Below are 19,031 nucleotides of genomic sequence, written 5' to 3'. Positions count from 1 at the left end.
TACATATATAACAAGTAATGAATATGATAGTAAATATCGTTTTAATACAGCACTTAAAAATATTTATTCTCTTATATAATAGGGTATTTCTCGCATTTACTTATCAAGAATATGAAGTTGGCATAATTATTGCTTATATAAAGGATGAGCGTATAAAAAGGGGGAATAGCAATGTTACATGATGTATACAAACCAAATCGTCACTGGAAGGATATTGAATTATGGAAAGATGTTACAGAAGAACAATGGAATGATTGGGTTTGGCAATTAACGAATACGATCAAAACTTTAGATGATTTAAAGAAAGTAATTAACTTAACACCTGACGAAGAAGAAGGCGTTAAGATTTCAACGAAAACGATCCCGTTAAACATTACACCGTACTATGCTTGGCTAATGAATCCTGATGACCCACGCTGTCCGATTCGGATGCAATCAGTACCGATTTCGGAAGAGTTATATAAAACAAAATATGATTTAGAAGATCCTCTTCATGAAGATGAAGATTCACCAGTTCCAGGATTAACTCATCGTTATCCAGACCGTGTACTATTTTTAGTAACGAATCAATGTTCTATGTATTGTCGTTACTGTACACGTCGTCGTTTTAGTGGACAAATTGGAATGGGCGTACCGAAAAAGCAATTAGATGATGCGATTGCTTATATTAGTGAAACACCACAAGTACGTGACGTTTTAATTTCTGGCGGTGATGGACTTCTAATTAATGATAAAATTTTAGAATATGTATTAAAGAATTTACGAGCAATCCCGCATGTTGAGATTATTCGTATCGGAACGAGAGCACCAGTTGTATTCCCACAGCGTATTACAGAAAACCTGTGTAACATAATTAAAAAATACCATCCAGTATGGTTAAATACGCATTTTAACACTTCTATTGAGATTACAGAAGAATCGAAACTAGCATGTGAAATGCTTGCAAATGCAGGTGTTCCAATTGGAAACCAAGCTGTAATTTTAGCTGGAATTAATGACAGCGTTCCAATTATGAAAAAACTTATGCATGATTTAGTGAAAATTCGTGTTCGTCCATATTACATTTATCAATGTGATTTATCAGAAGGTATCGGTCATTTCCGTGCACCAGTTTCGAAAGGTCTTGAAATTATTGAAGGCTTACGTGGGCATACGTCTGGTTATGCAGTACCAACTTTCGTTGTCGATGCACCGGGTGGAGGCGGAAAAATTGCGCTTCAGCCAAACTATTTAATTTCACAAAGTGCGGATAAAGTTGTTCTTCGTAACTTTGAAGGGGTTATTACAACGTATCCAGAACCAGAAAACTATATCCCAGGAAGAGCAGAAGGCTACTTTAAAGAAATTTATCCGACTTATGAAGAGAAACGTTCTGATATCGGCGTTGCAGGATTGATGAGTGATAAGAAATTTAATCTTGTTCCAGATGATTTACAACGTATGAATCGCCGCAAAGATTATGAAGTCAATGAAACGCATGCTTCTTTAAAAGATAAACGTGATAAGCGTGATCAATTAAAAGATAAAAAATATCAAGCACAAATAGCAAAGTTAGATGATGACAAAAAAAATGAGGGTGACGTAGTATGAATTGTATGTGGTGTGACAGTACAGAAGCGAAAGAAAGCTTGAATACTGTATATTGGGAATTACCAGATGGTACGAAAGCCATTGAAATCCAAGAGACACCATGTATTACTTGTTCCTCATGTGGAATGGACTATCAAGCAGACCATACTGTAAAAGAAATTGAAGATCAGTTGTTTTTAATTTATACGAAAGATTTGCCAAAACAACTAACATACGAAGAGTTGATGGGAAGACCACGTTTATTAAAAAGGAATTATTTCGACTTTTAACCAGCTTTTATGCTGGTTTTTTTCTTTTTTGCCTTGTATAATGTACCCAAGTTAGAAAGGTAGGGAATATTTTTGAAAAAGACATTTTACCATTATATGATGAAGCACCGTGCAGCTTTATTTAAAAATGAAATATCAGATTTAGCAGAGGCGATGTATGATGATTTAAGTTTTCCGAAGCAATCTGAAGACTATGATGTAATTAGTTCATACTTAGAGTTAAGTGGAATGCTAGAAAGTATGTCTATATTTGATGATGCATGGGATTTATATATACAAGAGAGATAACGATATGAAGTTTTAGGAAAATGAAAGCATAATGAATACATTACTTTGAAAGAAGTGAAGTATTCATTATGCTTTTTTATTTACAATAGGTCTTGTTGTTAGAACATAAATGAAAAGTGAAAGCTAGTTTAAATACTAGCTTTTTTAAGTTATATACAAATTCTACTTTTTTATTGAAAAAATTTATGAATATAAGCTTCTGTGATAAGCGTTTTTATGTAGGTTGCATATACTGTTATCAAAATCACGACGTTTAAAAAAGGAGAGATATTGATGGCAAGGAAAAAACAACCTAAATATAACGTAGGGGACATAGTCGTGATTACGCTATATGGAACCGTTGGGAAAGTTACAAATATGAAAGTTTTAGATGGAGTTTACGTATACGAAGTAAATAATCACGATGGGTTTTACGTTGAGCAAACTTTGCAGCATGTAACAGAGCAAGAAATGAAAAAGGGCGACACAGAGTGGATTGAATTAAATTATAACTTTACGTTTGGTGATCTCGTGCAAGTAACTGGATATGATAAAGATGTTTTTCGTATTGTTGGTTTTCGTACAGAAGTATGGAGATATAAAAATGATGCATGGGAAGATACTATATATGAATTGTCACGAATTACTGATGGTGAATGGTTAGAAGCTGATGAATCGGATTTAACATTACTTGCCAATGCACAAACGGCAAATGCAATTTTGAAGAAAATGAAACAAGATAAAGCGGGTATGAATAAATTAGATTTAGGAAAATTGAAGTCAATTAACAATTCGAAAAAAGTAAGTGTAAAGACGAATCGCCAAGAAATTATTGATGGGTTATTAGATATTTATAATGATTATCATTTATTATTCGATACATTTAAAGATGAAGAATATAAAATTGTTATAGATGTTGTTCAAAATTATTTAGTTAAATTGACAGAGAAAAAATAGTTAACTAGAAAGAGAGAATAAATTGAACAACAACATATGCAGTATAAGGTATGCCTACAATTATTAAAAAAATAAAAAGCCATTTAATAAGAGAGTCTGCCCATTGATCTTCATGCATGAACTCTTCTTTTGTTTGCCCTACTTCTTGATCTACTTCATATTGGTATTCCATTATTATTTCCCCCTTTGGATAGCTTGTACTAACATCGTATGCCCTTTACCTACATGATATGACTTATAAAAAAGAAAAACTATTTTTCTAATCTCATATACATAATTTTGAGATTTTTTCATAAAACAGAAATAAAGGAGTGATGCTCATGAAGGAAATTGAAGTCGTAATTGACACGGAAGAGATTGCGGAGTTTTTTTATGAGCGACTAATTGAAAGAGGGTACGTTCCAAAAAGAGAAGAAATTGAGGACCTGGCAGATATTACATTTGAGTATTTATTAGAGAAATGCATGATTGATGAAGTTTTTGATGAAGAGGAAGATTGAAAGTAACGGCGGGCTTAACTCGTCGTTTTTTACTCTTTACAAACTTGTCACAAATATAGACAAGAATTGTTGGTATAATTAAAAGAAAATTTTATACAAGAGGTGAAGGGATGTTCAAAAAAATTATTGATTCTTTATTAGGGAAGAAAAAACATCGTTCGTATTCAAGTAGTGATTATCGTCATAGAGGGCGCTCTTATTCAAGTAGCGACTATAAACGACGTTCATCTGGTTATGGGCATCAGCATTATAAAAGAAAACGTAAAAGCCGTAGCTTCTTTTCAAGTAGCTGATGAAATGGCGTCGTATACTAGCTTTATTTGATAGACCACTGCGAAAAAATACAATCGTTGCAGAGCGTTATAAGATTGAATCAGTAATTGGAATGGGCAGTTATGGGGTTACATATGTCGTTAATGATTTACAAATAAATAAATATAAAGTCTTAAAACAATTAAGGCAAAGTAAACAAAGATATGAGTCTGGTAGAAAATCATTTGAGCAAGAGAAAGTGATTTTACAAACATTAAATCATGCGTCAATTCCTAATCTACATGATCATTTCATATGGGAGAAAAAGAACTTTTTTGTGATGGAGTATATGCCGGGGGGAAATTTCGAAGATCATATTTTCTTAGATGGGCAAGTATATGATGAACGTGAAGTTTTTGAAATTTTATATGAAGTACTAGGAATTGTTTCGTATTTTCATAGTAAAGGTATCATTCACCGAGATTTACGTATTCCAAACATATTAATGAAAGAAAATCAGATTAGTATTATTGATTTTGGATTGGCTAAATTGAAAGGTGAGGGTGATGAGCGAGCTATAACTTATGAAGGTGAACAAGCTTTGATGCGAGAAGTTCACTTTCGTAGCGACTTTTATGCGCTCGGTCATTTCGTATTATTTTTATTGTATGCTAGTTATGAATCGACTGAAAAAAAGGAAAAACCTTGGTATGAAGAGTTAGCGCTGGAAGAATATAATCGCGACATGCTGATGCGAATGTTACAAATGAAAGCGCCATACTATGAAAATGTACAAGATTTGAAAAAAGATGTAGCTTACGCTTTAGAAAGGATGGAGACCCCATGTTTCAAAAGTTTTTAGCAAGCGTTGGAATTGGAAGTGCAAAAGTAGATACTGTTCTTGAAAGAGATGAGTATACAGTTGGAGAAGAGATAGTAGGGCAGGTTCATATAACTGGAGGTTCAGTTAGCCAAGAAATTGAAAGCATTTACTTAACGTTGTCGACGTCATATGTAAGAGAAGTGGATGATAAAAAAGTAACTGCAACGTATGATTTGGAGCGAGTTCGTTTAACAGATCCATTTTCTGTAGAGCCAAATGAAAAAGTGGAAATTCCATTTTCATTTTTAATGCCAATTGAAGCACCGCTAACACTTGGAATGAAAACGGTTTGGGTTCATACAGGTCTTGATATTAAACGTAGTATTGATCCAAGTGACCGTGATTATATTCAAGTATTGCCGAATGCACTATTGAACAGTGTATTAAATAGTGTAAATCAATTAGGTTTTAAAGCGCGTCATGTAGAATGCGAAGAATTACCGTATCGATTACGTAAGCAAGTTCCATTCGCGCAAGAATTTGAGTTTATTCCAGTCTCCGGAGAGTATTATGGGAAATTAGATGAATTAGAATTATTAATTTTGCCAAGTGCCCACGACCGATTAGAAATTATTATGGAAGTAGATAGAAAATCACGTGGATTGGCTGGTTTATTCGCAGAAGCGCTTGATCTTGATGAGAAGGTTATTCGCTTTACAGTAACAAACGAAGATATTCCAACGATGCAGCAAAAAATTAACAATAATATTTTTTAATAAACTATGCATAAAAAAGAAATGGAGAGGAAAACTAAAACAACCGCTCCATTTTTTTGCATAGTGAGGTTATGTATGTGAAACGATACCGACATTTATACTTGTTAAGTTGTACACTACTCATTTGTTTTGTCGCACTATCACTTTCGTATCATACCGCTTGTATTGAAAAATTTGATAATGTAGTCGCACACTTTATTCAAAGTTTCCGAAACGAGTATTTGACAACCTATTTTACTTGGGTGTCCTTTATCGGTTCAAAAAGAATATATTTCCCGTTACTCATTATACTTGTAATGTATTTTCTTCTTAGAAAAAAAATATTAAGTGCATTACTTCTAACAATTAATTATTACGGATCACGTTATTTGAACAGTATGCTCAAACTATGGTATGAACGAGCACGACCTGATGTGACGCAGCTTGTTACAGCAACTGGATATAGCTTTCCGAGCGGTCATACGATGAATGCTACTGCTTTTTTAGGATTTATTGCATACGTCACAATTACAGAAGATCGTATTTCATTGCATAAAAAGTTGCTGATTATTTTTATAGCAAGCTTCGTTGTATTATCTATTTCAGTTAGCCGAATTTATCTTGGCGTGCACTATCCATCTGACATATTAGCCGGATGGGCAGCGGGCGGTAGCTGGCTCGTTTTATGTATTATATTTCATAAGGCGTTCATTAAAAAAGAACCTATGTCATAATAGGTTCTTTTTGCATGGGCTCCACATGAATATGAGCATGGTAAATTCCGAATTTTTTTCGAAGCATATCTTCAATATTGTCAGTAATACAATGGCTTTCGCTAACATCCATTCGAGCATCTACTTCAATTGTAATATCCACATACGTTTGGTTCCCATACATACGAGCACGAATATCTACAATATGTTCTACACCTGAAATATGCCCTATAGCATCAGCGTATTCATCCATTTTTTCAGGATCAATTCCATCCGTTAGCATATGAGAAGCTTCTACGAAAATTTCCCACGCGGTCTTACAAATAATAAGACCGACAAGTAAAGCAGCAATAGGGTCCAAAATAGGCATTTGGAACTGTGCTCCGACTATACCTACTACTGTACCAATACTTACAAGAGCATCTGATAAATTATCTTTTGCAGCAGCCTCTAATGATTTACTTTTTGTTCGCATTGCAATCTTTTTCGTATACTTGTATACACCGTACATAACGACAGCAGAAAATAAAGCCACCCATGCAGCAAGTACATTAGGTGCTGCTTGTTTCGGATTGAAAAACGATTGAATTGCACTAATAACAACTTCTAATCCGACCGTTGCCATAATAAAGGAAGCAACAAGTGATGCGATTTGTTCTGCACGCGAATGCCCATATGGATGATCTGGGTCACGAGGCTTACGAGAAATTTTCAGGCCAATTAATATTGCTAAAGAAGCACCAATATCCGTTAAGTTATTCAAACCGTCAGCACGTAATGCGCTAGAGAGGGTAATATAACTGATGATGATTTTCATAGAGGATAAAAATATGTAGGCTATAATGCTGACAATAGCACCTTTATCAGCTTCTTTATGAGAAAGAGAATCCATTTTAATCACTCGCCTTTCTACAAGGAATTTCTTTCTATACATAGAGTATCAAACGAAACTCGTGTGGGTCTATACAAACATTGTTGACGTTTTATAGCTTTTTAAGAAGGGGGTAACAAAGTTTCGTTAAGGAAAAATATGTTGAAAAGTACAAAGTAGAAATTTATTAAACAATTAATGATGATTATGGCAAATGGAAAGAGGGCGAGAATAATGATTCTCAAAATTTTTTTCATATATATTTTTCGCAAAATGACTCTTTGTAATTCCTCATGTGAGTAATATATAAGAAATGATAACAAAATTCTTCAATAAGAAGAGGAGAAAGCATTATAATATTCACTTTCCAGAAAGAGACAAAGGCAAAGAACAATTTGAAAACGAAAAAAACCTCTGATGATTTTTCAGAGGTTTTTCGTTTCTTAGTATGCTTCTAAAAACTCAGTAACTTGCTCTTCCGTTTTTGCATTTGCACTATGTAAGTGACCTAACTTTTCGCCATTTTGATATACAAGTAGGCTTGGAATACCCATTACTTGATACTCTTCAGCAATACTTGGGAACTCATCTTTATTAATAGAATACCATTCAAATTTATTGAACTCTTCCATTACATCTCCGATAAAGTTGTCCATACGCACGCAATCTGGGCACCATGTAGTAAAGAACTTAACAACTACTGGCTCCTCGCTTGCGATGATGTCTTTGAATTCTTGTTCAGCTTTGATTTCTTTCATGTTTTTGTTGCTCCTTTTTCACTTATAATATTTGGGGTTATTTAGGCGGTGTTTTTGCCTAGAAACGAAAACTTCTAACAAAAGTTTTTCTTTCCGAATAATTCGTTTGCAAATTGATCCACCGCAGTTTCCTGAAGTCCTGGTACAATATGTGAGTAGGTTTCCAATGTGATGCCTACTCTTTTATGTCCTAATCGTTCACTCACAATCTTCGGATGTATACCTTGCTTTAACATAATCCTCAGATCATGGAACCGAATATCGGGAACCTCACTTTTCTTTATAAGCTTTTTCCAGAGCTGTGTCAAACTTCTGAAACGGCAGACCAAATCGTAGTCATTATAGCTTTCATCATATTGCTCTTTTTCCTCAGAGATTTTTTGCAGATGGTCATTTAGTGCCATTAAAGTAATGTCAGGTAAAATCAGCAATCTCTTTCCATTGTAGACCTAAGATTTCACCTTTACGCATTCCACATGTAATAGTAAGAAGATAAGCGATATAATAACGGTTTTCTTTTGCATGTTCTAAAAAACGAAGAACTTCTTCATCGGTTAAAAAGCTAGGGTGTTAACGCTGATTTAGTGGAGAGAGCTCATTATATCACTCTTTCGGAGGAGGTGTGTTAGGATGCGGAAATGGTTAAAGAAACTATTTTTGAAAAAACGCCCACCCTGCATTGTTCGTGAGGAACAATGCAGGGTGGGCTTCAATTAAACGAAACTGATAGGATCTGTGAAAATTGTGCCCAAATTATGCATGGAAAAGGTATTGAAAGAGATGAATAGTACTCTTTACATCTTATTCCATATATAACAAAGCTGGTTAGCTTCTGATTCAAGCGCTATTAAATGATCATTATTAATAGAGTTATTCGTATACATTCTGTTCTTTTGGATGTTAAGAACCGTATAATTCACATCGTTATGTTCATTTGAAAATGTCGATTCGTTTAATAATGTCAGCGTTGAGTTGATGTTGTATTTATCAATTCGCTCTTTTTTTCCTTTGAAAAACAGTTTGATAAGATGCGGCTCATCATTAATGAGCAAACCGAGTTCAGGTGATGAGCGGACGATTAAATCATCTGATATCCAATGTGATTTACCTGGATCGAACCAAGAGACGTCTTTGTTTTTAATAAATTTTTTGTACTGTTTTATGACATCAATATAGTTTTGCTTTTTCTTCTGATCAACCGTTTGCACTAATGTTTCGAAACATTCAAAAGGTAGTTCGTTTTGATGAAATTTAATAACAGTATCTCGTAATTGTTTCCAGTAATCAAAAGCTGGTTGGTATTCCGGTTGAGATTTTAGATTTTTTACAAAGTTTGTTTTAGCTGCACTACTTTTCAGTGTGAAGTCTAAAAATTGTGTAAGTCCTACTTTAATTTCTGCCATATTACACCCCCTTTTCAAACATTACTAATTCGATAATGGAAAGGAAAATCCTGCATTTTTTAAGGAGGTGAGCTAGATGCTAGAAAACCCGATGTCCATGCACAATGGCTATGGTAAAGCTGATCCGCAAGAACAAGAGGGAATTATTACAACTTCTATCGATATCGAAAAGTTACAAGATGTCATAAGTCGAGCGGTAGTAATTTTGCAGGAGTGTCCAGAAGATGCTGAACTTGATGATTTAAATGGGAGCATTAATGAAGCGTTGGAATTGTTACAAAAGTATTTGGGGCAATAAAAAAGGACGAGCAGTCGTACCTGCTGTCCTTTATAGGAGGAAAATTATTCTGGACTAGAACTACGAATAACCAGAAAACGCGCTTTTAACCAGTGTTGTCAAAGATGTAATAATCTATGCAACATAAAAGCTTAGTCGGAATTCAAAACACCAAAATGGCTTGCGTTGGTAAACAGGCTCAAAAGTAGTATATGCAAAATGAAAAATTCCATACAAAAAGCAGACAACAATTTTGGTTGTCTGCCTGTGAGTTGAATGAGTTAGCTAATTGTGATAAATTGCTTTCCCATTACAAGAAGAGTGAAGCTGCTAGTTCAAACAGCTTGTAGGTAGTATTTTCGATATCTAAAAAAATATACAGAGAAAGCAGATAGGTGAAGAACCTGTCTGCTTACTACTGTAACAAAAGAAAGAAGTACTAGCCGTGGATACGACGGCTTGAAAATAGTATGTATTTTTATTTAAAAAATATTCAAGAGGTGAAGAAACATGGAGTGTTTGATAAATGGTGTCTATGAAATAGATAATGATTTTTTTGGTCCAATAAACTTTGCTAATGTTGTAGCTGTTTCATCCATAATTCAATTGAGTGCAGGGGATTTAGTCGAGATTTTTGCACAAAGTAGCGTAGCTGGAGTTATTAGTAATGTAGAAGATAGTACGCATTTTGAAGCTGCAAGATTCCCGTCTCCAAAAGTATAAGTGGTATGAAACCTTGTAAGTAATTTAATATCAGGACATTCCAAAATTTATACTCATCCTGTACAAGAACGGATAATTTATTTGTAGTGCATGAAGTATTTTAACGGTGTACAAGCTGTTTTGAAAGTGCTGGATAAATGAACTATGTACTGTTAAATAGTGTCTGATGATTGTAAACGAAACAGTTGAAGAAGAGTAGCGGTGTATGCAAAAAGAAATGCATGATGTTTAGGTAAAGAAAGCTTACTAGTTAGGGGATCTTACCGATTTAGTTTATGAAAAAAGGCCCTGTTGTCTCCAACAGGGCCTTTCCTAAAATGGCAAAGAGTAACTCTTACCTTACTCCTTGTCCATAGAATACACAAAAATTATACGTTTGTACAGGTCAATAATTTACAATAATAATATTTGAATATAATGCTTACAGGTAATTCTAAAGGATGAAAAAGTATTTGTTATAGAGTAAGTGTTGATTTTAAAGTGTTTTAAAGAGAATGTTTACAACTCAACGATAATAAAGGAATATTGAAATAATAAAATATGAAATATTGCATATCTCACTTAACAATATAATCTATTCAATAATAATAAAATCGTACAGAGGAGTTTTTTCTGAAAATCCGAGTTGATGAAACTAGATAATTTGTATTACTGATTTAACCAGAATATTACATGAGTGCTTTGTTTTTAAAAGTTATACTTTCTCTTCGCTCTGCCTTATGGTGGAGCATTTTTATTTTTGTAATCGTAATAACCTGTCCAAACTTTCCAAGTCTAGCATACATATTATGCAGTAGTAGATTAGAAAGGAGCACTATATATGTCTTGTTATTACTACTGTAAGAATTGTGAGAGTTACCAAAAGAAAAATCATGATTGCTGTAAAAAAAGAAGTGATTATTATAATAAGTGCGGTAAAAGATGTGATGACTGTTCTTGCGATCATAAGGAGAATAACCTTGTAAGAGCATCTGCTTTTAGAGCTGTAAATACAGTTAATCAAAACCTTCCAGCTAATACTTTTGTTAAAGTATTATTTCAAAATGAACAATTTGATTTAGCGAACGAATATAACCCAGCAACATCAGATTTTACTCCGAAGACTAGAGGAGTTTATTCCGTAATTGGGACGATTGGTTTCTTTCCGAACGATACAAATTTAAATTATAGAGCGCGTGTAGAAGTTCGAGTAAATGGAAATGCGGCAATTGCTATAGATAACGACTTTTTTGGTCCAATAAATTTCGGCAATGTCGTAAGTGTTTCAACAATACTTCAATTACATGCAGGTGATATTGTCGAGATTTTTGCACAAAGTAGTATAGATGGAGTTATTAGTAGTACAGAAGACGGTTCTCATTTTGAGGCTGCAAGATTCCCATCTCCAATTGTATAAATATTAAAAAGGAAAAAATTTTATTAACTCTGCTTCTCGGTGGAGTTTTTTAATTTCATAATAGCAATAGCTCGTCCAAACTTTTTAAATTTATTTTGCATAGTATACAACAATAGATTTAGAAAGGGGATATAGATATGTCTTATTATTATTGTAAGCATTGCAATGGCTATAAAAAGACAAAGCATACTTGTTGTAAGAAGAGTACAGATTATTACGATAAGTGTTGTGATAATGAGAAAGATAAACTTGTAAGGGCATCTGCTTTTAGAGCGGTTAGTACAGTAGATCAAAATGTCACTGCAAATACTTTTGTTAAAGTATTATTCCAAAATGAACAGTTTGATTTAGCGAATGAATATAATCCAGTAACATCAGATTTTATTCCGAAGACTAGAGGGGTTTATTCTATTATTGGTACAATCAGCTTTGCACCTAATGATAGTAATATGAATTATAGAGCGCGTGTAGAAATTCGGGTAAATGATAATCCAGCTATAGCGATAGATAATGACTTTTTTGGTCCACCCAATTTTGCAAATGTCGTAGCTGTTTCAACAATACTTCAATTACATGCAGGAGATGTAGTTGAAATTTTTGCTGAGAGTGATGTAGATGGACTGATTATACAAAATGATCCAGGATTTATTAGTACGCATTTTGAAGCTGCAAGATTCCCATCTCCAATAAAATAAAAGACATGTTTGTGATTTATGGACTATTTTTTTTAAAAAGGCTCTACCTTATGGTAGGGCCTTTTAGTTAAAGGTGTTAAATTGGCAATATATTAAAATAAGTTCATAAACACTTGATAAGCAACACCTAGAGTTAATACGATAGCTAACAGTTTTGCTACCCATCTCGGTGCATTTAAATTTAGTAAAAGGGAATGACATATACTAAATGTAATGCCGAGTGTTAAAAGAATTGCGATAAGATATAAAATTAATAGGAATAAAGGTTGCTCTATGGAGCCGAAGTCAATTTTGGATGGATTCATGTAATATGCACCTCGTTTTTTATTAATATATTAATGAAATAATGAAGAATACAAGGAATTGGAAGAGTAATGTAATAAATACTATAAAAGTAAATTTGAAGTTATGGATGGAGTAGATAAAATAATCTTTGAAAGACTATTCAAAGCCAACATTTGTTTAAGTTTAATATACAAGAACGAATGTTCTTGGTATACTGTAAAATAAAAAAGGTGCGTTTACATGACAAATTTTAGTAATATAATTGAAAAACTAGATGAAATGATTTACAAACCTAATAATCTATTAATTACTAAACGAAAAGAAGAAAAGCAAAATTCAGAATATGCAGGAGGGGTATTCCAGCTAAATAATAGAAGCATCCGATTTAGGGTATCAAAAATTACGCCTAATAAGATTGGACAATTTGTTTCTTTTTGGGAGAAGAATGCCTCTATGAGCAATCAGGCATTTTCTTATGATTCAGCTCCTAACTTTTTAGTTATCACTTGTATAGCGGATAATAAACTAGGACAATTTATTTTTCCAAAAGAGATTCTTCTAAAAGAAAAAATATTAAAAACTCAAAATCAAAAAGGGAAAATGGCTATGAGGGTTTACCCTATTTGGGATAAACCTATTAGTAATCAAGCTAAGAAGAGTCAATTGTGGCAACTTCATTATTTTGTCGATTTAAGTGATACTGAAAATGTAGCTACAGATAAATTATTAAACTTATATTCATAGCACATAATAAGAAAAAATTGAAATATTCAATGTTCGTTCAGATGATATTTGGAAATATTAACAGGGTAAGCCGTTAAGTAAAGAATAAAAAAGGAGCATACAAATAAAGTATGCTCAAAAAAAGATAGGTTTTATGAGTGGAGAATCTCCATACGATAATATATGCGCATTTCATTAATATGTGTAAAATATCAACAAAATATCAACAGAATATCAATTAATGAGTTATTTTAGTTTTTTAATGAAGTCATGTTTTGTGAAATGAAAAAGAGCCGTTTCTTTTGAAAGATGCGGCTCTTTTTATTATTTTGTTATCGTACTGTTCGAAATGATAAATCATAAAATTATACGATTAACAATTTGATAATGATCGGACTTCAGTTATATATTTCTTGAAGTCTGGATATTGAGATACAGTTTGGCAGGTAGGGGTGAGTAGTTGATTAATTAAAGATACATTTGTAATTACTTCGTTACAAGGACCATAGAATGTAACTTTTAGCTTTGAATTCGGGGGAACTTTGAATACGATAGGGATTTTTTTCATTAAATAAACTCCTTACATAACAGAGGTTATATGTTTATTTCCTTTTAATTAGGAAGACATATTAATATAATATGTAATTTTTATTGTAGTTGATTATTACATATACTGTATGAGTTGATGTAATTTCTATTACGTATCAAAATAGTGTTGTGAAAAAATATATATCATGTTTATAAAAAGCTTAAAAACAGACTAATATGAGGGAATAAGCGTTAATTAACTTGTCTCTATATAATAAATTGTAAAAAGGCAGCTTTTTTTAGCTGCCTTTTTACAGGGAGATTGAAAAATCTTGGAGGTCATTCATGAGTATAAGCAAAAATTGCTTATATGTAGTATGTACATTATTTATAGTTTTATCCCAATATTTAGTATGAAATAAACGCAAGTTTATCGTTTACAAATGAAAAAAAAGAAGGACTTATTTATTATGGATAAAAAGAAATTATTTAGTTTTAAAAAATGATGAAAATATATTTATTTGTCTTATAGAAGCTTGCTATTAGGCGTATGGGTCTAGCAATAAAACAAGCTTTGAATAAGATAATAAAAAGGAGTTGATTAGTAATGGGTTATATTGTAGATATTTCGAAATGGAATGGAAATATTAATTGGGATATTGCAGCGTCTCAGCTCGATTTAGTTATTGCTAGAGTTCAAGATGGTTCGAATACGGTCGATTTTATGTATCAAGGTTATGTGAAAGAAATGAAGAAACGTAGTATTCCATTTGGGAATTATGCATTTTGCCGTTTTATATCTATTTCAGATGCAAAAAAAGAAGCGCAAGATTTTTGGAATCGTGGCGATAAAAACGCTAAATTTTGGGTGGCAGATGTAGAAGTTCAAACAATGGTAGATATGCAAGGCGGGACTCAAGCATTTATTGATGAATTACGCCGATTAGGTGCAAAAAAAATTGGTTTATATGTAGGACATCACACGTATGTATCATTTGGAGCTCGCAATATTGATGCTGATTTTATTTGGATTCCTCGTTATGGAGGGAATAAACCAGCATATCCTTGTGATATTTGGCAATATACTGATTCAGGAAATGTTCCTGGTATTGGAAAATGTGATTTGAATCAATTAATTGGGAATAAAAATCTTTCTTGGTTTATAGGTTCAAATCAAACAAATCAATCTAGTATTGGAGACAGTAAGCAACCAAGTGGAATTGGTATTGCAGTTTCAAAATATGATGATGGATACGGCATTAATTTATATGAAAATCCTGCGAATCCGCAATTTATAGGAAGACTTACGAAAAAAATCCCATATTTAATCTATAAAGGTTATTGGGGAGGTGGCGAAAAAGATATGATTTGTTTAGGTGGTGAACAACAGTGGGCTAAGTTAGAACATTTTAATGTACAATGGTTCTATGCATATTCAAAGTACACACCTGGATATGAAATTAGAACGTACGATGGGCCAAACGGGAATGATACAGGTGCGGTCGATGGGAAGGTCCCTTATCGTATTTGGAATCGTCAAGATGGATATATAGATATAGGTGGGAACAAATGGATCAAAGAAGAACATGTGCAGATTAAATGATGTTAAAAAGTCGGCTTTATGCCGGCTTTTTTATTTAATAAAGCTTGTCTCTGGCATGAAGAGAAATACTTGCAGAAAACACATTGATTTCACAATAGCGCTGTATAGTTCCTAATATACATTTATCAAAGTGAGGTATTTGAATTGAAAAAGAAAAAGCTATTTATGGGAACTATTATTGCATGTGTGGCGCTCACATTGTCTGCGTGTGGTTCCTCAGAAAATGTTGCAACATCAAAAGTAGGAAACGTGACAGAGAAAGAGTTAAGTAAAGAATTAAGGCAAACATATGGAAAAAGTACTTTATCTCAAATGATGTTAAATAAGGCATTGCTAGATAAATATAAAGTTTCAGATGAAGAAGCTAAAAAACAAGTAGAAGCAGCGAAGGAACAAATGGGTGACAAGTTTAAAGTGGCTTTAGAGCAAGTAGGATTAAAGAATGAAGATGAATTAAAAGAGAGAATGAAGCCAGAAATTGCACTTGAGAAAGCGATTAGAGCGACTGTCACAGATAAAGATGTGAAAGATAACCATAAACCTGAAATGAAGGTAAGTCACATTTTAGTGAAAGATGAAAAAACTGCGAAAGAAGTAAAAGAGAAAATAAATAATGGTGAAGATTTTACTGCTTTAGCGAAACAGTATTCGGAAGATACTGGTTCAAAGGAACAGGGCGGAGAAATAGCTGGTTTTGCTCCTGGTCAAACTGTGAAAGAGTTTGAGGAAGCTGCGTATAAATTAGATGCAGGACAAGTAAGTGAGCCAATAAAAACATCTTATGGTTATCATATAATAAAAGTGACGGATAAAAAAGAATTGAAACCATTTGATGAAGTAAAAGATACGATTCGAAAAGATTTAGAACAACAAAGACTGCAAGATGCGACAGGTAAATGGAAACAAAAAGTAATCAATGATCTATTGAAAGAAGCAGATATTAAAGTAACAGATAAAGAATTTAAAGATACATTTAAATTCTTAGATGAGAAATAAGGTTTAGAAGAAAAACAGAGATTTAGCATAATGCTATATTTCTGTTTTTTTGTTTTCAATAGAAAAGGGAACTCATATAGAGTTCCCTTTTCGCGTTAGTGTGTGAGTTATAAATAGATAGTAAGACAATACAATATTACATTTAAATATTAAGAATTACAATAGGAAAATTTGGATGTAGATAAAAGGAATAAGCAATTAAATTCGCAAAATGTTGAAATGATAATGTTTTAGTTAATTAATTTTGTTAAATATAAACTAAATATATTTTCGTGGAGAGTGAATTGAGGACAAAATTTAAAGAATGGTACATATCATATTTATTGGAGTATAAATTAACTTTATAGGAAGTGACATGTTGAACATTTAGTACAAAAGGATGTTCTTAATGATGATAAGAATTATTTATCCCGCTATTTGTGGGAGTCTTACTGCTCGTAAAACCCCCACTGATTATTAGCCTTCACTTTATTAAAATAGGATGAATATTTTTATATTTACTAGATTATTAAATTAATTTGGGGGAGAATATATGAAAGTTATTTTTAAGAGAGAAGGCGGAGGGAAAATTTTTGAATCATCTAATGAAAATATAAGCGTTCTATTAGCTGTATTAAAAGAAACAAAAGGGATAAAGATTGGGATGGTTGAGTATGAAGTATTAGAATATAAACTGGAATATTATCGGAATCCGAAAAAAACAGAAACAGAGAGAGAATTACATATTATAATGCAACCCAAGCATATTCAATAAAGAAAGTGAAAAATTGATGAGTGTGAATCTTACTGCCTGCAAATAGCAGGATAAATGGTAGTAATTGTCGATATGTATGAAACTTATGAGGAATGAATTGTTTTACATCATAAGTTTCTAAAGCTTTGTGAGTTCGTTCATAATAAAAGTGTATGCTTTTGTTGAAGGATGGTTAATGAGATGTAGCTGAAATTTGTATTACAGAAAGAACGTTAGTTAGGATAGAAAAGTAAAATTAGAAATATAATTAGTTCAATAAAAGCGACTTCACATTAGGTGGAGTCGCTTTTATTGTTGCTACACGTATTCTATGATGCGATAGGAAGTGCAAAGAAATTTGATTAATAAAAGGGAGTAATAAATGAGTATGAATAAACTTCATATATTAAAGTTGCATTTTGTTTGAAAAATTTACATGTTGCACTTCCGAAAGAACGTTCGTTCGTGTATAATTAGAACGAATGTTCTTTCGGAGTGGATATTTCTACAAATTCATAAATAGTTTTGAATTGGAAAGCTACGCTACATATAAATAAGAGATGGATAAAGTGTATTTAGAAGTGAAATTAGTGAGGTATCATGGTCACAGTTTCGAACCATGTTGGAATATAAAGCAAAATGATACGGCAAACAAGTCATTGTCGTATCGAAAACATTTGCTTCAAGCCAATTATGTTCTTGTTGTAGATATCAAAACAAAGACGTTAAAAATCTAAACCTACGTAAATGGGACTGCCCTTCTTGTCGTACACACCATGATAGGGATATTAACGCAAGTATCAATCTAAAGAATGAAGCGATAAGGCTTCTAACCGCAAGGACTGTGGAGATAGCCTAAGAACTCTTTACTTAGGAATCCCCCACTTCTAAACGAAGTGAAAGTGGGGTAGTTCAAGAATGGATAGATATAGAAAATTGAGGAGTAAAGAAAATGAATTATGTAAAGATACAGGAAAAAGGAAGAGAGTGGGTTCCGTTTACAGTAATGTCGGAACAATTATTAAGTATGAAAAAAATTATTGGAGAGAAATTAAAAGTCCAAAGACCGCTAATAACAAATGAAGCGAAAGACAGCATTTCAGACAAATTATTAACTTCATTATTGTCTGAAGAAGAGATGTTAGTGACATATTTTGAAGAAGGATACATACTTACGAGTTATATGACAGTGGTTCATATAAATCCAATTCAACAAATTGTAAAATGTACAGATGCATTTTATAAAACATATATATTTTCTGCAATGGACATAATTGATGTAACCTAAAAGAAGCTGAATTTTGAAGTTTAGCTTCTTTAATTTATCTAGCTATTTACGGACAGGCAGATTCACACCTCAAAATTCGGCTGTGAGTCAGGCTACCTGTTAAAACCTAATTTTTTGAAGAGGTGAAGAACTAAATGAAAAAGCAGCTAGCTGCAAGCTAGCTGCTTAGTCCCAGGGAAAGGGAGAAAAAGATTGGCACTCAAAAAATCAATGATAGCTGTGTATCAGCCTGAGTATAGTATAGACAAATTTTAAAATGTTATACAAAAATGATTACAGATCTGGTTAGGCCGTACCAACTTGGTTTTGATCTGCTAGATCAGAATCAAATGTATTAGTCGCGCTAACCCCACTAAAAGTGTTCACTACGAAACCAACGTTAGATGCGCCAGAGCCGTTATAAGCTTTCGTATTCTCTTTTGGAGAAACATTGTAGAAATCACCTAAGTTGAAAGATCCGTTACTATTTTGTACAACTAAATTCCCAACAACTGAGGGCATAATTTTCACCTGCTTTATAAGTAATTGTTTGCATTACTATATGAAGGTATAGTCTAATTGGTTCATTTGACAAATATTCCGGAATAGAAAAATGTTTGAAGCTTTGTTTAATCAATCGAGCAAAA

General features: G+C 32.8%; 25 protein-coding genes and 2 pseudogenes. 19 read left to right on the top strand and 8 right to left on the bottom strand.

The genetic code is table 11. From position 1 onward, the window contains the following. Positions 1-171: 171 nt before the first annotated feature. From kamA to B5P40_RS17125, 4 genes are all read left to right on the top strand, one after another. Positions 172-1,590, top strand: a complete 1,419-nt coding sequence (gene kamA, locus B5P40_RS17140; protein WP_002012651.1) for a lysine 2,3-aminomutase — start codon at positions 172-174, stop codon at positions 1,588-1,590. Continuing rightward, positions 1,587-1,859, top strand: a complete 273-nt coding sequence (locus B5P40_RS17135) for a YokU family protein (RefSeq protein ID WP_002085797.1) — start codon at positions 1,587-1,589, stop codon at positions 1,857-1,859. The genes kamA and B5P40_RS17135 overlap by 4 nt, the downstream gene beginning before the upstream one ends. A gap of 72 nt (positions 1,860-1,931) precedes the next feature. Further along, positions 1,932-2,147 (top strand): YozE family protein, encoded by a 216-nt coding sequence (locus B5P40_RS17130; RefSeq protein ID WP_002085796.1) that lies wholly within the window; start codon positions 1,932-1,934, stop codon positions 2,145-2,147. Positions 2,148-2,420: 273 nt separating this feature from the next. Further along, positions 2,421-3,083, top strand: a complete 663-nt coding sequence (locus B5P40_RS17125; protein ID WP_113709506.1) for a hypothetical protein — start codon at positions 2,421-2,423, stop codon at positions 3,081-3,083. Positions 3,084-3,087: 4 nt separating this feature from the next. Here the strand turns inward: B5P40_RS17125 and B5P40_RS17120 are convergent, their stop codons facing one another. Beyond that, positions 3,088-3,255, bottom strand: a complete 168-nt coding sequence (locus B5P40_RS17120; protein WP_000456534.1) for a DUF3930 family protein — start codon at positions 3,253-3,255, stop codon at positions 3,088-3,090. Positions 3,256-3,403: 148 nt separating this feature from the next. Here B5P40_RS17120 and B5P40_RS17115 point away from each other — a divergent pair, with 148 nt between their 5' ends. The 5 genes from B5P40_RS17115 (at position 3,404) to B5P40_RS17095 (ending at position 6,147) form a co-directional block, all read left to right on the top strand. Beyond that, positions 3,404-3,583, top strand: a complete 180-nt coding sequence (locus tag B5P40_RS17115; protein WP_002012644.1) for a YozD family protein — start codon at positions 3,404-3,406, stop codon at positions 3,581-3,583. A gap of 110 nt (positions 3,584-3,693) precedes the next feature. Continuing rightward, a complete protein-coding gene (locus tag B5P40_RS17110) occupies positions 3,694-3,876 on the top strand; it encodes a hypothetical protein (protein ID WP_000473368.1) in 183 nt (60 codons plus the stop codon). Next, the gene (locus B5P40_RS17105; RefSeq protein WP_078176568.1) at positions 3,876-4,697 is read left to right on the top strand and encodes a serine/threonine protein kinase; all 822 of its coding nucleotides are present in this window, start codon (positions 3,876-3,878) and stop codon (positions 4,695-4,697) included. Before B5P40_RS17110 ends, B5P40_RS17105 begins: the two co-directional genes overlap by 1 nt. Beyond that, positions 4,679-5,434 (top strand): sporulation protein, encoded by a 756-nt coding sequence (locus tag B5P40_RS17100; protein WP_113709505.1) that lies wholly within the window; start codon positions 4,679-4,681, stop codon positions 5,432-5,434. Before B5P40_RS17105 ends, B5P40_RS17100 begins: the two co-directional genes overlap by 19 nt. Positions 5,435-5,511: 77 nt before the next feature. Continuing rightward, positions 5,512-6,147 carry a phosphatase PAP2 family protein gene (locus B5P40_RS17095; RefSeq protein WP_002127255.1) on the top strand — a complete coding sequence of 212 codons (636 nt, stop codon included), beginning with the start codon at positions 5,512-5,514 and terminating at the stop codon, positions 6,145-6,147. Here the strand turns inward: B5P40_RS17095 and B5P40_RS17090 are convergent. The 4 genes from B5P40_RS17090 to B5P40_RS17070 all read right to left on the bottom strand — a co-directional run bounded on the left by B5P40_RS17090 (position 6,137) and on the right by B5P40_RS17070 (position 9,158). Next, positions 6,137-7,018: a cation diffusion facilitator family transporter gene (locus tag B5P40_RS17090; protein WP_002085782.1), complete on the bottom strand. Its 882-nt coding sequence runs from the start codon at positions 7,016-7,018 to the stop codon at positions 6,137-6,139. The genes B5P40_RS17095 and B5P40_RS17090 overlap by 11 nt on opposite strands. Before the next feature lie 422 nt (positions 7,019-7,440). Then, entirely contained in the window at positions 7,441-7,755 is a 315-nt protein-coding gene (locus tag B5P40_RS17085) for a thioredoxin family protein (protein ID WP_002012639.1), read from the bottom strand. A 74-nt stretch (positions 7,756-7,829) separates the two neighbouring features. Beyond that, positions 7,830-8,186, bottom strand: coding sequence for a tyrosine-type recombinase/integrase (locus tag B5P40_RS17080; protein ID WP_078176569.1), 357 nt, complete (start codon positions 8,184-8,186; stop codon positions 7,830-7,832). A 363-nt stretch (positions 8,187-8,549) separates the two neighbouring features. Continuing rightward, a complete protein-coding gene (locus tag B5P40_RS17070) occupies positions 8,550-9,158 on the bottom strand; it encodes a hypothetical protein (protein ID WP_002012636.1) in 609 nt (202 codons plus the stop codon). Between the two features lie 76 nt (positions 9,159-9,234). Between B5P40_RS17070 and B5P40_RS17065 the strand changes: the two genes are divergently transcribed. The 4 genes and pseudogenes from B5P40_RS17065 to B5P40_RS17050 all read left to right on the top strand — a co-directional run bounded on the left by B5P40_RS17065 (position 9,235) and on the right by B5P40_RS17050 (position 12,249). After that, positions 9,235-9,456, top strand: coding sequence for a hypothetical protein (locus B5P40_RS17065; protein ID WP_002085775.1), 222 nt, complete (start codon positions 9,235-9,237; stop codon positions 9,454-9,456). Between the two features lie 516 nt (positions 9,457-9,972). Next, positions 9,973-10,158, top strand: a pseudogene (locus tag B5P40_RS17060) (hypothetical protein); the annotation flags it as partial. A gap of 820 nt (positions 10,159-10,978) precedes the next feature. Further along, positions 10,979-11,554 carry a C1q-like domain-containing protein gene (locus B5P40_RS17055; protein WP_002012631.1) on the top strand — a complete coding sequence of 192 codons (576 nt, stop codon included), beginning with the start codon at positions 10,979-10,981 and terminating at the stop codon, positions 11,552-11,554. 137 nt (positions 11,555-11,691) lie between these two features. After that, positions 11,692-12,249: an ABC transporter permease gene (locus tag B5P40_RS17050; RefSeq protein ID WP_063219592.1), complete on the top strand. Its 558-nt coding sequence runs from the start codon at positions 11,692-11,694 to the stop codon at positions 12,247-12,249. A 92-nt stretch (positions 12,250-12,341) separates the two neighbouring features. Here the strand turns inward: B5P40_RS17050 and B5P40_RS17045 are convergent, their stop codons facing one another. Beyond that, entirely contained in the window at positions 12,342-12,554 is a 213-nt protein-coding gene (locus tag B5P40_RS17045; protein WP_002012629.1) for a hypothetical protein, read from the bottom strand. Between the two features lie 220 nt (positions 12,555-12,774). Here B5P40_RS17045 and B5P40_RS17040 point away from each other — a divergent pair, with 220 nt between their 5' ends. Continuing rightward, positions 12,775-13,278, top strand: coding sequence for a MepB family protein (locus B5P40_RS17040; protein ID WP_078176572.1), 504 nt, complete (start codon positions 12,775-12,777; stop codon positions 13,276-13,278). A gap of 352 nt (positions 13,279-13,630) precedes the next feature. Here B5P40_RS17040 and B5P40_RS17035 read toward each other — a convergent pair whose 3' ends face one another. Next, entirely contained in the window at positions 13,631-13,825 is a 195-nt protein-coding gene (locus B5P40_RS17035) for a hypothetical protein (RefSeq protein WP_002085768.1), read from the bottom strand. Positions 13,826-14,392: 567 nt separating this feature from the next. Here B5P40_RS17035 and B5P40_RS17030 point away from each other — a divergent pair. The 5 genes and pseudogenes from B5P40_RS17030 to B5P40_RS17010 all read left to right on the top strand — a co-directional run bounded on the left by B5P40_RS17030 (position 14,393) and on the right by B5P40_RS17010 (position 18,405). Then, entirely contained in the window at positions 14,393-15,388 is a 996-nt protein-coding gene (locus B5P40_RS17030; protein ID WP_044441169.1) for a glycoside hydrolase family 25 protein, read from the top strand. A gap of 144 nt (positions 15,389-15,532) precedes the next feature. Next, a complete protein-coding gene (locus B5P40_RS17025; protein WP_078176573.1) occupies positions 15,533-16,384 on the top strand; it encodes a peptidylprolyl isomerase PrsA in 852 nt (283 codons plus the stop codon). Between the two features lie 532 nt (positions 16,385-16,916). After that, a complete protein-coding gene (locus B5P40_RS17020; RefSeq protein WP_002012623.1) occupies positions 16,917-17,138 on the top strand; it encodes a hypothetical protein in 222 nt (73 codons plus the stop codon). A 565-nt stretch (positions 17,139-17,703) separates the two neighbouring features. Next, positions 17,704-17,976, top strand: a pseudogene (locus B5P40_RS17015) (zinc ribbon domain-containing protein); the annotation flags it as partial. Positions 17,977-18,069: 93 nt separating this feature from the next. Beyond that, on the top strand, positions 18,070-18,405 hold the full coding sequence (locus B5P40_RS17010) for a YolD-like family protein (RefSeq protein WP_002085766.1): 336 nt from the start codon (positions 18,070-18,072) through the stop codon (positions 18,403-18,405). A 285-nt stretch (positions 18,406-18,690) separates the two neighbouring features. Here B5P40_RS17010 and gerPF read toward each other — a convergent pair whose 3' ends face one another. Then, a complete protein-coding gene (gene gerPF / locus B5P40_RS17005; protein WP_001141569.1) occupies positions 18,691-18,906 on the bottom strand; it encodes a spore germination protein GerPF in 216 nt (71 codons plus the stop codon). Between the last annotated feature and the right edge of the window lie 125 nt (positions 18,907-19,031).

Source organism: Bacillus sp. SRB_8 (assembly GCF_003264205.1).
GTDB lineage: Bacteria > Bacillota > Bacilli > Bacillales > Bacillaceae_G > Bacillus_A > Bacillus_A mycoides.
Note: the sequence above shows the minus strand (reverse complement) of the source record. Positions and strands in the feature narration are given on the sequence as shown.